Below are 12922 nucleotides of genomic sequence, written 5' to 3' on the forward strand. Positions count from 1 at the left end.
CGCCGGTGGGTGCGTCGTCGCCGGTGTCGTCGCCCCAGTAGAGGATGTTGGGGAACATACCACCGGTGCCGACTTGGGCGGTGACACGGCCGTGGTCATCGTAGCGGTAGTGATACGCAGCACCATTCCGGTCACGCCAACCAGCAGTACGGCCTTGCTCATCGTAGAAGTAGCTCAATACACCAGCATGGGAGTTCACCACGCGAATGAGCTGACCGGCAGCGTCGTATTCATAAGAGATCAACCGCTGAGGTGCTTCGTCAGGGTGAGTCTGTTGGTTATCAACCCAAATGGAAGCCACACGGTTCGTAGCGTGATCCCAGACCAAAGACAAGTGAGTTCCATCGCTGCGTGTGATGTCTCGCATCTGGCCAGTGGCCTGATCCCAGGAGTACGTGATGGCCGCGCCGGTGTGGTGAACCAACGCCGTCACACCAACGGTGAAGCCCAAACCAAGATCAGCGGCGAAAGAGCCTGTGCGCAATCCTGCGCCTGCCGAATTTCCATCGGCTGCGGGGGAACGGTCCTCCACGCCCGATGTAGTGACGTAGCTCCCGTCACCAGAAACAGAAAATACGTAGGTGATTCCCTCCGCGACATTGCGCACACGGTAGGCGCCGTCAGCGAAGGAAAGTAGCCACGCGCGGCCGTCCGCACGAACCTCGGATCCGTCCGTTGGGGCTGGCGGGAACGTCAACAGCGCACCATCGGGGGAGACCATGAGGACTTCGTCATCCAAGATCTCAATATGCACATCCATGCGCGAGACCCACTTGGAGCCCAAAGCTCGTCCCAACTCGTGCGCAGAATTAGCATTTCGGTCGATGATCAGCGGCAAGATGCCAGGGATGTTGATGTCTTGAGTGAAATCGACCATGTTGCCCGTCGCCATATCGACAGGCTCAGCAGCGAAGCAAATCTGGCCGCCGCGGGTGATCTTTGAATAGGCAGACTTGGCAAACTTTTCGCCAGCTTCGCCTGCGACACGGCTGGCTCCATTCGCCATCTTCAGTGCAGCCGAGTTGGCACCGGACTTCGCCGCCGCCTTAACAGCGGACGCAGCCTTGCCCATGCCGTGCGTTGCCTTGGCAACGGTATTGCCAAGCTTCCCGGCCTTCGCAAGTTTGGCTATACCGGCAAAAGGCAAGGAAGTCGCCACGTCGAAAAGCACCTCGCCCCACGACGCGTTGCCCGTTGCTGCAAGCAAAGCCTTCAGCCCAATGCCTGCAATCAACAGGCCAGCGCCGATTGCCTGAAGCCCAGGAACAAGAAGCAAAACGGAACCGACAATCTGCATGATGTCAGAAATAGCGGCGAGAACGTCAGCATGATCAGACACCCAATCCTTGGTTTTCTGCCATGCACGCTCCAGCATGTTCGGATTGTCATCAAAGTCTGCTTTAGCCTGAGCCGCGATCATACCTACGGCGGAATCAACCTCTTCGCCCAAGGTTGTCTTAATGGCATCAGAGGTCGAAATATGCCCCAGCCAAACAGTCTTAACTTCCTCAAAGTGGAGGCGTGCTGCTTCCATGGCAGTCTGAGCCGTCTGCGCATCAGCTTCTGCAGAAACTGCTGCGGAGGCAGTCGCGGCACCCACACCTGGAATCATCGATGTGCTTACGGCGGTGGCGGTCGCTGCCGTCGCTGTGACTCGCGCGCGAGCCGCGTTGACCTCAGCCGAGTTTAAGGCGGTAACAGCGGCCTGATAGTCAGCATGGGTAGCCCGAGCTGGCACTTCAAGAGCTCCCATTTCCGTTTGAGCAGTTTTCAGCGCAAGCTCGTAAAGGTGGACGGCGCGACCAACACCTGAGTGAGACTCGCCAGTGATATCTAGATGGCTAGGGAAGTCAGCGTTCAGGAGTTCCTTGTATCGGTCGCCCTCGGAGCCCTCGAACCCGCCGTCGTTGATAGACCGCATTGCGGACGCCGCGGTCGTTGCTTGATTGCCGAAAGTAGAATAGCGACGCGCCGTTTCCCCAACGGCTCCAACGTTTCCACCAATGTGGAAGTTCTTACCTTTGTAGACGAAGAACGGGGCAAGCAATAGTTCTGGCATGGCGGGCTAAGATCCTCTGGTCTTTGGTCAGATGAAGAAACGAAGGGGAAATCGAAGGGGAGGGGAAAGGAGAGGGCTAGAGAACCTAGCCCTCTTAGGAACCAGCGATAGCTTGGGAAGCGCGGCCACGAGTCTCAGCGACGGACTGGGTGTTTTCATCCAGCGCGCCACGAATCTGGCCCAGAATTTCCTTCAGGTTATGCGCAGCGGAAGACCACTTACCGTGAACCTGGGAGTATTCCTCCTGCTCGGAGCCTTCCCAGCTGGAAGCCAGCTTGCGGATATCAGAATCCATCTCCGACAGGGTGGACTCGATCTGGTTCATTACGCCATTGAGATCGCCAGAAGTGGACTCAGCATCGGAATTGTTGTACGCGTACACAGCCATGGTGGACGTTAACCTTTCTACGAATGAAAATGTGGTGACGGTGGTTGGTTAGAGAATGTTGCCCTGCTGGAAATTCATGCCGGCGAACTTTTGCTGCAGCGCGCTGGTCTGCTCTTCCTCACCCGACTGGTAGGACTTGCCAGCTTCATCAACGCGACCAGTCAGCTCCTCCAGAGCCTGCTTAACCTGATCCATGTTGTCCGACCATGCCTGAGTCATATTGTCCCAAGCTCCAACAGAGGAGCCCTTCCAGGATCCCTTCAACGGCTCCAAAGCATCCAGGAACTTGGAGGACTGGTCCATCAGGTTCTGGTGGTTGGTCTGCAGAGAAGATACGTGACCAGAAACGGCACTGTGTTCAACGGAAAGGTGTTCGCTACCCATGATTACTCCTTGTGCGAGTCCGACGACACGGGCTCGTCGATAGTGGTGAAAAACTTGTACAGGTTGGCGCGCAGTTAGATCGGTGCTGGAAAGAACAAACGCGAGAGAAGATTTCCGACCTTCACCCGCATGCACCCCGCGCGTGATATTAGCTAGCCAAGCTAACTGGTTTCATCGAGCACTTTGGCAATACCTTCGCGAAGCTGTGAATTGCCATCTTTCATGTTCTGTAAGGCCTCTTGGACATCCGCGAGGACGTCCTTCAGATTTGTGGCGCCTTCTTTCCACTTGGTGATGATCTCGTAGTACGCATCAGCCTCAGTGGCCTCCCAGCCCCCACGAAGATCTTCAATTGAGTTGTCAATATCCTCCAAAGTGTTCGCGATATCGCCCATTACTGTGTTGATATCGCCCTTTGTGGAATCTGCCGCCGAATCGCGGAACGCATAGTACGTAGCGCCAGACATGTGCTATTCCTTTCCCCTGAGCTTGGCGGCAAACTGGTTGAAACCTTTTGCGGATTCGTCATCGTATTGCTGAGTGACGTCAGCGATCTTGCCCGACACATCTCCCAGCTTCCCGACGTTTTCCAGAAGGCGGTTGCGTGGGCCATCCCACTCGCCGAAGTATTCGGCCACCGCCTGCTGGATCTTGTGGCCGTGGATGGAATCCACACCGGACAGAAAATCGGCGCCTGTCTTATCGCCTTCCAGATCGGCCTTCATGCCGGCGAGATTGTTTGCAATATCACGCAGAGATTGCAGAGGTACTTGAATGTAATCGGACATGCCTTACTCCTGTTTCTGCAAAGCTTCCTGGCTACCAGCGAAAAAGTTCGAATCGAGTAGATCCAAACCCTCAAACGTCTCACCCAACGTCTCTGGATGCGCCTGAACACTGTTGGCCACACGCTTCACGATGTTGCCCAGCAACTCACCAGTCTCCTCATCTGGAGCTGATCCAGAAATGACCAACGTCCAGGTGGTGGAGGGGATGGGGAGAAACGCCTGGTGGTGGAATGTCGTGCGACGCTGAGATATTGGACCGGACTGAGTGGTGTTGGATGAGTACAGATAGGCCGTTCCCTTGGGGGATGTGCACTGCTCAGTGGTCGCGTCCTTGGTAGAAAATGCCTGCTCCACGGTGCGCAGGCTAGCAAACTCAGGGGAGCTGTCGTACCAGCGCAACAACAGTGTGGCCGACGTTGCCTGTCCATCTTCCGAGAGGCCGGGGAGGATCAGGGTTAGAAGAATGTTTCCATCGCGGGCGGCTTTAACCAACTGCTCGAGCTGCTGAAGCACTAGCTTTTGTTCGGCCCGCTTCAAGCGGTGGCCAGGAATGTAATTCTCCGCGATCTGGGACAAACGGTGTGGTGAAGCTTCTGGGTGAGTGTCAATGCGAACCCAGTTGGTGGGTAGGGAGGCTTGCCATAGGAACCGTGGACGTGGGGCATCCGGGTGGAACCGCACAGGCGAAGTGACCGAATTGGCCATAAAGCCTTTCTCCTTATTAACTCACTCAATCGCACCGTCAATCTTGAATACCTCTTCGAGGATGCCATTTGAGCCTCGAGATCGCATTGCAATTTTCAATTAAAAGGAAAGACGGGGTCTTAACTTAGAGAATTCTGAGCGATGAGAAATCTGCAGGTGCGGCTGCATGGCTTGGGTATATATAGATAAGGTTCTAGGTCAACAAGGGGGCGGGCCCTTATGTAAAAATGAGGCGCGTGTAAGGTGCAGTTCGCCTTAGGTTTACCTATAGTGCCCTCTAATTGGGGGAGCGGAAACCAAGCTGAACCAACTCCACACGGCCCGGGCCACGCACCCACTGAGCACGGCCAGTCGGTAGCTGCTGCAGGTACACCTTCGGCCACACAGCGCCTTCTTGCTTCTCTCCGCTGAGCAGCAAACCATTTGCACCGTTGTCCCGGATGCCTTGCGCGAACGTGTCATACGTGGCTCTCGACACACCCGCCGCGCGGCGTGCAATCCACACGTGAAGACCAATATCTGCGCCATGGGAAAGGAAGGGAACCAGTGGCCGGAGCGGGTTATTGGTTCCCTCGAACTGCTCGAAATCATCTACCACAATGTAGATTTCGGGGCCTTGCCACCACGACCGATTGCGCAATTGCTCCTGCGTTACATCCGCAGGGGGCAAACGCCTCTCCAACTCCTTGGCGATTCCTTTCGCCAACAGCTCCGCCGCGGACTTTGTGCCAGCGTACTCACCCAGGAACTCCTCAGGACACTCGCCAAGCAAGGTACGGCGGGCGTCGAAAATACCAAACATCACCTGGCCCGGTTGCTTGCCACGAATTGCCTCCGACATCAACGCACGAAGCGCCGTCGTCTTTCCTGACGCATGCTCACCCACAATGAACAAATGACGCTGAGCACCATCCAAATCGAAGCGCACAGGTTGCAACGTTGATTCCGCCAATGCCACTACAGCAGGCTGACCGCCGCTGGCCTCAATCAACTCCTGCAGCATGACCTTCTCCGGCAACATGCGTACCGCAGGCGCATTCTTAAATGGGCTTGCTTGAGCAATCGCGGAAATCAGTGCCTGCGTGGACTGCTCCCGTACCACATCTGGCTGGTCCAGCACAGGGCTTGCCACATGGGAAAACAGCTTGTCTGCCGACAAGATGCGACCCGTCGGCTGACCCGCCAACTGCTCTTGCGGCTTCTTCCCGATCGAGGAATCCAGAGGATCATTCAGGCGATGTTCCAGCTTTGTGCCAATTACAGCCTGCAGCTGCAGTCGGAAATCTGCCCAGCGTCCCGTTGCAAACACCACATGCACGCCATAACCCAGGCCGCGGGCAGCCAAATTCTGAGCCTGCTCTGCCAGATCCTCAAAGTCATGCCGAAGAGTGGCCCAGCCATCGATAATGAGGAAGACATCAGCGCTGGGTAGCTCCGGAAGACGCCCTGCCGCATGAGCGCGGCGCATATCTTCCACGCTGGACAAGCGATGCTCTGCAAAGATTCGCTCACGATCCGCGAGGAACTGCAGCATCTCAGAAAACATGCGGCGCAGCTTATCCTCATCAAAACGAGTAGCCACATCACCAACATGGGGAAGCTCCGCAAACCCGGTGAACGCCGAACCGTTCAAGTCCGCGATGTACATGGACACTTCCGCAGGAGTGTGCGTCAGAGCCGTGGCCAGAACCAGAGACTTCACCGTTGTCGTCTTGCCAGATTGGGGAGCACCCATGATTGCGACATTGCCCTGCGAACCCGCCAAATCCACAACAAGCGGGCCCTGCCATTGCTCCAAAGGCTTATCCTTCAGCCCCAGAGGAATCTGCAGTTGACCGGTGCGCTGAGCACGCATACCACGGTCAGACGTGAGCTCTACCTGGCCCAACGCTGAGCCAAGATCGATCCTGTCGGGAACCGGAGGAAGCCAGATCTGCCGGGTAGGTTCCGCAGCGGGGATCAACCGGGACACAACCAGCTCCAACGTCGTAGTTGGCTCTACCGCCGATTGGATATTCGCCGACTTCTTGGCATTCGTAGCCAGCGAAAGCTGGTGTGCCTCTACACGCTGCTGCAGCCAGCTTTCCGTCGTATTCTCTAGCTCCAGAGGCATCGGAACAGGTGGAAGCTCGCGTTCCTCCTGGGATGCGGAGGACGTGTACGGCCCCGACACATAAGCAGCCTTAAAGCGGTCAAAGATATCCGGATCCACCTTCAAATAGCCCGAACCGGGAATTGGGGGAAGCTCGTGGGCTGCCGTGGAACCAATGGCCGTGCGGGATTCGGACGCGGAAAACGTACGCAGGCCAATGCGGTAGGACAGGTAAGACTCCAGGCCGCGCAGGCGGCCTTCCTCCAAACGCTGAGAAGCCAAGAGAAGGTGCACGCCAATGGAACGGCCGATGCGTCCGATCTGCACAAACAATTCGATAAACTCCGGCTTGGCTGCTAGAAGCTCACCAAACTCATCAATCACTACAAACAGGACGGGCAGAGGATCCATGGTGGTCGAGCCATCCTGGTCGATCTGCTTTTGTCGAATGGCGTTGTACTCTGCAACATTGGCCAAGTTGCCAGCCTTTTGCAGAACATGCTGGCGGCGCTGAATCTCGCCCAAAATCGAATCATGCAGGCGATCCACCAAGCCCGCCTCGTCCGCCAAGTTATCCACCACCGCAGCCGTGTGGGGAAGTGGCTCCAAGCCGGCAAACGTCGCGCCACCCTTAAAGTCCACCAAAACCAGCGACAGCTGATCGGGATGATGATTGATCACCTGAGCCAAGACGATGGTGCGCAGCACCTCAGACTTACCCGAACCGGTTGCGCCCACACATAGGCCGTGTGGACCCATTCCGGACTTCGCGGATTCCTTGATATCTAGGTAGATCGGCTGCGCCTCGGCGTCAATTCCAAAAGGCACCTTCAGGAACTCATCCGCGCCACCAGGACTCCACTGGTGGGCAATGTCGTAGGTAGCGAAGTCATCAACGCCCAGCATCGCATCCAGGCTAATGGTCTGTTCAAGCGGAGCGTCCGGCGTGGCATCCTCCACCAAGCGCAGAGGTGAAAGCGACCGCGCCACGGACTCCGCTAAGGCAGGGGAGACCTCATCCAATCGGCCACGGAAACCTCCATACAGCATGCGCTCTACAAACCCATCCTCGCCAGGTTTGGGTTCGCGCACCTCACCACGGTCAATCAGCTGAACCTGGAATTCGCGGGAATCCTCAATGGATACACGGACGTCCACGTGGCTCGGCTCGTCCTGTTGACGCAAAGACGTGGCCAGCACAGCAATACGGGCCTTCTCCAGGCTCAACACCTGAGACAGTTGCCCCTCCAGCCAGCGTCCATGTTCGGAATCCATGTCCAGCACCACCACAATGAAAGGCTCCTCCAGAGACTTCATTTGGTACCGGGCGCGCTCCTTCAACTCGTCATTGCGGCGCTCCACCTCCTGAAGCAACGATTGGGCGGAAGTTTCATCGTGGCTCACCTGGCGCTTGCCCAGAGGCCCATCAAACTCGTCCTCACTCAAGACGTGGGGAAGCCACAGCGCCCAATCTGCCGTATCCGCATGATCAGCCAACGGCAATGCAAAGTGGAAACGCACGTCATCAGGGGCATGGAACACCGCCGCCTGGGTGACAATCGTGCGCAGAGCCTCCGTTGTCAGCTGGGGAGAACCCACCAAACTGACCACACCACGGGCCGGAATGGCGATGGGAGTATTCTCCACGGTTTGAGTGCGCTTCAGCATGCGCTCTGCGTGCGCTTGGGAGATCGGCTCCGGAATGGCCAACGGATCCGTGGCCTCCTTCACCTTGATTCCGCACGCCAGCTGGCACGTTCCTGATCCGATGCGGGTGACCAACACATCTTCGTCACTACGGCGCCGCTCCCACAGGCGGAAGGGATTTCGAATGGCATCCTGCAGCGCGCCTGGCTCGGGGCTGCGCATTGCCGCGACCTTTTGTTGCTCAGTTGCCTTGTCTTTTGCCTTCGCCTCCATTTCCTTTAGGTGCTCCAAGAAACGAACGCGGGCTGTTTCGGCCTCCTTGCGCTTGCCCGTGCGCGAACGCGCGAACATCACCAGCGCGCTGACAATCACCATCACGAACATCACCGAGCCGATGGCCATGCGGATAGGGTTGCCGGACGACATCATCATGAGCACCATGCCCATGCCACCAATAACTGGTAGTAGGAACGTCACCGCATTCGCCGCCGCGCCATTGGAACGGATCGTTGGAATCTGGGCCAACTCCAACGGCCCTTGTGGCACTATCGCTCGATTCGCGCGAGCCGGACGGTGAATAATCTTGGTGGACATTACTTCAGCAAAAACTCTCTACGCACGTATCGGGGATCAACAGGACAATCGGCCGCTAGGCGCATTACAAGGGCACCCAGCCACGTGCCACACGACAATCCATGTAATCATTACTACTATGTCTGCGATGTTTGTGAGATTAAGTGTGTTTTGGCAAGACCATCAACTGGATGTCAGCCTCCCAGCACACAGGCCCGTCATCGACTACCTCGATGACGTGGTGGAACTGTTCCGTGGACGAGTAGCAGATTCCGAATTTACCGCAGACGTGGAAGCTACCGCGCACCTGTGGGTGCTGTCCTCCCCAGAAACGGGGATTATCAACGCTGAGCGCACTCTCGAAGACTATGAGGTGCTGGACGGGCACAAGCTTTACCTGTCACAGCGAGCTGAAGCCGCCCACGCACCATTTGTCGATGACATCATGGCCGAAATGCGCAGCACCATTGGAGCCTCCCAGTTTGCGTGGTCTGGAACCACCCGCACAGATGGACTGCTGGCAACCATGTTGGCCACTATTACGTTGGTTGGCCTCGTCGCACTCAAGGGTGTGTGGGGTAGCAGCCTCGCAGGGCTTGGTTTTGGGCATGGCTCCTCTGCCGGCGGACACGTTGTGGAGGCGTGGAATTCAGGTCGAATCACAAGCGTCGTGACCGCTACCGTCCTGACCCTCCTGGCAATCGGGATTGCCCTGTGGAAGCCCCGTCCGTGGGCACAGAAGTTGGCGTGGACCCTGCCTATCTTTGGGTTCATTGTCTCTGCAGCCGTGTTGCGCCCCGTGGACAGTGCGCCAGGGCTAGCGTGGACAATTAGCATCACTGCGCTCTGCGCAGCCGTCGCAGCTTGGATCGCGCTGAGGAGGCAAGCCACAGCTACAGCGGTTGCAGCCGGGATCGTCGCCGTTGCTGCGGCGGTCTTCGGCCTGGCAACCTTCCTTGGTGCAAGTCCTTTTGCGCTGGCCGCGTGGACAGCTTGGCTGCCCATCGCGATGCTACTGACCACGTCGACTCTTGCCATCAGTAGCACTGGGCTTGCCGCGATGCTTCGTCGCAGTGACGCAGGTGAATCCATTAGCCGCGAATCCATCCGCGCTGCCGCCCTGCGCACTGAAGCAATTAGTCGTGGTATTAGCTGGGCCGCAACAATCATGGGTGCCCTTATTGTTCTTGTTCTCAACACGAGCAGCTACTGGCAACAGGGGCTCATTGCAGCCCTGCTGGCGATCATCTTGATCCTGCGTACGAATGGCTTTTCGGATGCTCGCATCATTAGCCCTCTGCTCATCGCCGGAATCATTGGCCTCGCCACGAGCACGGGCAGCTTCGTGCATTGGTTCTTAGGCGACGGATCGCGGGATGGTAAGGACTCCGCTGATCAGTTTGGAGTAAATGCGTGGATCTTCAACAGTGCTACTGATAGTTGGCAGCCATGGGCTGCTGCCGCCCTGGTCATCGTCATCTCGATGATGGTTCTAGCCTTTATCGCAAGCCGTCAGCCGGACGAACTGGCCGAGGCCCGCATGGCCAAAGTCATCACATTCATTGACGTGGTGGCGTCCCTTGCATTCATCCCAATTGTCCTCATCGGGCAAGGTGTGCTGACCTACTACTGGGCGGTCAGTTAGGCGTCGGTCTACTAGGACCCTGGCGATAGATAAAAGAAAGCTCGTGGCGCGAGGAACGCACCACGAGCTTTCTCACCGGCAGCTGCTCAGCCAGTTCTGCCCGCCAAATCCACGTTGGCTCGATGTTGGCTAGATTTTCTCTACCTTGCCCACTGCGTGCAGGGTCTTCAGCTTGGAAGCCTTGCGCAGCTGCAGATCCCACTCGCTGGGGCGCGGGTAGGCCTTGTCGCCCGCAGCCTCGGCGAAGAATGCCACGGTGGTCGGCAGGGTAACGGGCTTGGCGAACTCCACGCTGAAGCGTGCGGCAGAGGGCAGTACGCCCTCGAGGCCACGCAGCATCGTGGCAGCGGACCACATGCCGTGCGCAATGACGGCCGGGAAGCCGAATGCCTTCGCGCCAACGCCGGAGACGTGGATCGGGTTCTTATCACCCGAAGCCTGCGCGTACTCCTGGATGTCCGCCGGGGTTACGCGGAACTTCGCGGTTGGGGTCGCGTCGTACTCATCGAACTCAACCGGCTCCAGAATGCGGCCGTCGGTCGGCTGCTTGTCCTTGTAAGGCGAGGAGCTGGAAAGCTTCGCACCCTTAGACAGGAAGCCACTGGTCTGCATCCACACGTCCTCGCCGTCGACGGAGACGACGGTAACGACATCCAGCAGCACACCCTTGGTGTGCGGACGCAGGTTCTCCGCGTGCACGCGGATGTCCAGCACATCGTCCACGGTCAGGTCGCGGGTCTGCTCGATGCGGTTGGTCAGGTGCACCAGGCCCACGGCATTGACGGGGGAATCCGATGCAGTCAGGATCTTCATGACGATCGGGAAGCTCAGCACGTACGGGTACGTGATCGGCAGCTCGTTGCGCAGTCGCAGGCCCGTTGCCGCGTTGTAGGCAGCCAGCTCCGGCACCTTGATCTTGACGCCCTCAACCTTGAACGCAGTCTTCGGATTGTCCTTGGCACTGCGGGGGCTACCCACGCCCGGAACAACATCCTTGACGGCGTTGCGGTATTCGTCCATCAGCACTGGGATGGAATCCAGCTTCTTGTAGTCAACCACTGGTCGTGGCTCCTTTCTCTACAGTTCGCTTGACGGGGTTCGTCTTAGGCGCCCAGCATTGCCTGGCCACACACGCGGACAACGTTGCCGGTGACAGCCTGGGAAGCCGGAGCTGCGAAGTAGGCGATAGTCTCGGCGACGTCCACGGTCTCGCCACCCTGCTGCAGGGAGGACAGCAGACGGCCACCGACGCGGGTGCCGAACGGGATGGCGGCGGTCATCTGGGTCTCGATGAAGCCCGGAGCCACAGCGTTGACGGTGATGCCACGGTCAGTCAGCTTCTCGGAGAAGGAATCCACGAAGCCGATCACGCCGGCCTTGGTAGCGCCGTAGTTGGTCTGGCCACGGTTACCGGCGATACCGGCGATGGAAGCCACGCCGATGACACGGCCGTTGTCGGCCAGGCCACCGTTGTCCAGCAGCTTCTCGGTGATGCGCACCGGTGCAGCCAGGTTGACGGCGATGACGGAATCCCAACGGCCCTCGTCCATGTTGGCCAGCAGCTTATCGCGGGTAATGCCGGCGTTGTGGACGATGATGTCGATCGGGCCGCCGTGGCGAGCCTCCGCGTGCTCCTTCAGCTTCTCCGCAGCGTCGGCAGCGGTGACGTCCAGCGGCAGGGCAGTGCCGCCAACCTTGTTGGCGGTCTCTGCCAGGCCCTCGCCAGCCTGCGGAACGTCCACGCAGATGACCTTCGCACCGTCGCGAGCCAGCACCTCTGCGATGGTGGCGCCGATGCCACGGGCAGCGCCGGTGACCACGGCGATCTTGCCCTCAGAAGGCTTGTCCCAGTTGGCCGGGGCGGTCGCGGACTGGGCGTCAACACGAATAACCTGAGCGTCCACGAAGGCCGACTTGGCAGATAGGACGAAGCGCAGGGTGGACTCCAGGCCCGCGAGGTCGGCGGAAGCGTCCGGGGCGGTGTACACCAGCTGGACGGTGGCGCCGCGCAGCAGCTCCTTACCGACGGAGCGGGTGAAGCCCTCCAGGGCGCGCTGAGCGATGCGCTCGTCAACGTTGTCGATCAGCTCCGGGGTGGTGCCGATGACCAGCAGGCGGGCACAGGGCTGCAGCTGACGCATGACCGGGTGGAAGAAGTCGTACAGCTGGCGGAGGTCCTCCGGCTTGGTGATGCCGGTGGCGTCAAAAACCAGACCGGCGTACTTGTTATCGCCAGCGGAGGTAGAGACCTTGTAGTCGTCGGCGAGCAGCTCCTCGATGCGGCCGACCAGGCGACCGGAACCGCCCAGCAGAACACGGCCGTCCAGCGCGGGCTCGCCCTCCTTGTAACGACGCAGCTTCGTCGGTACCGGCAGGCCAGCCTGCTTGGAGATCTTCTTGCCGAGGTCCGAGTTGATGAACTTCAGGTATGCATCCTGGTTTTCAGGCACTAGCTTAAACTCCTCATATCTATAAATTCGCCACAGTGGGTGGCAAGTCGGCGCGAAATATACAAGTCTTGTTGGCGATACGCACACGCGCGTTGCCGAGACAATGTATGTTCTCATGTATAACCATACGGTGTGATCGAGCACACCGTGTAGGAATACGTTCTTTCAATTCACATTCTTCGATGGAGTGA

At 58.3% G+C, this 12922-nt stretch carries 10 protein-coding genes; 1 reads left to right on the forward strand and 9 read right to left on the reverse strand.

Features of this window, described 5'->3' with window-relative positions:
* The 7 genes from MHX63_RS09720 to eccCa all read right to left on the reverse strand — a co-directional run.
* A partial coding sequence (locus tag MHX63_RS09720; protein ID WP_239388517.1) for a DUF6531 domain-containing protein occupies nucleotides 1–2059 on the reverse strand: 2059 nt, incomplete at its 3' end.
* A 94-nt stretch (nucleotides 2060–2153) separates the two neighbouring features.
* Entirely contained in the window at nucleotides 2154–2447 is a 294-nt protein-coding gene (locus MHX63_RS09725; protein WP_034966005.1) for a WXG100 family type VII secretion target, read from the reverse strand.
* 48 nt (nucleotides 2448–2495) lie between these two features.
* Entirely contained in the window at nucleotides 2496–2831 is a 336-nt protein-coding gene (locus tag MHX63_RS09730; protein ID WP_239202259.1) for a WXG100 family type VII secretion target, read from the reverse strand.
* A 161-nt stretch (nucleotides 2832–2992) separates the two neighbouring features.
* Entirely contained in the window at nucleotides 2993–3298 is a 306-nt protein-coding gene (locus MHX63_RS09735; RefSeq protein ID WP_239202261.1) for a WXG100 family type VII secretion target, read from the reverse strand.
* Nucleotides 3299–3301: 3 nt separating this feature from the next.
* Nucleotides 3302–3619: a hypothetical protein gene (locus tag MHX63_RS09740; RefSeq protein WP_239202263.1), complete on the reverse strand. Its 318-nt coding sequence runs from the start codon at nucleotides 3617–3619 to the stop codon at nucleotides 3302–3304.
* A gap of 3 nt (nucleotides 3620–3622) precedes the next feature.
* Nucleotides 3623–4324 (reverse strand): hypothetical protein, encoded by a 702-nt coding sequence (locus MHX63_RS09745; protein ID WP_239388519.1) that lies wholly within the window; start codon nucleotides 4322–4324, stop codon nucleotides 3623–3625.
* A gap of 277 nt (nucleotides 4325–4601) precedes the next feature.
* The gene (eccCa, locus tag MHX63_RS09750; protein ID WP_239388521.1) at nucleotides 4602–8657 is read right to left on the reverse strand and encodes a type VII secretion protein EccCa; all 4056 of its coding nucleotides are present in this window, start codon (nucleotides 8655–8657) and stop codon (nucleotides 4602–4604) included.
* A 145-nt stretch (nucleotides 8658–8802) separates the two neighbouring features.
* On the opposite strand from eccCa, the gene MHX63_RS09755 reads away from it, so the two are divergent.
* On the forward strand, nucleotides 8803–10281 hold the full coding sequence (locus MHX63_RS09755) for an EsaB/YukD family protein (protein ID WP_239388523.1): 1479 nt from the start codon (nucleotides 8803–8805) through the stop codon (nucleotides 10279–10281).
* A 129-nt stretch (nucleotides 10282–10410) separates the two neighbouring features.
* Here MHX63_RS09755 and MHX63_RS09760 read toward each other — a convergent pair whose 3' ends face one another.
* Entirely contained in the window at nucleotides 10411–11340 is a 930-nt protein-coding gene (locus tag MHX63_RS09760) for a MaoC family dehydratase (protein WP_239388525.1), read from the reverse strand.
* 44 nt (nucleotides 11341–11384) lie between these two features.
* On the reverse strand, nucleotides 11385–12731 hold the full coding sequence (locus MHX63_RS09765; RefSeq protein WP_239388527.1) for a 3-oxoacyl-ACP reductase: 1347 nt from the start codon (nucleotides 12729–12731) through the stop codon (nucleotides 11385–11387).
* Nucleotides 12732–12922: the final 191 nt, after the last annotated feature.

Origin of the sequence: Corynebacterium sp. ACRQK (assembly GCF_022345965.1) — a bacterium.
Taxonomy (GTDB): Bacteria; Actinomycetota; Actinomycetes; order Mycobacteriales; family Mycobacteriaceae; genus Corynebacterium.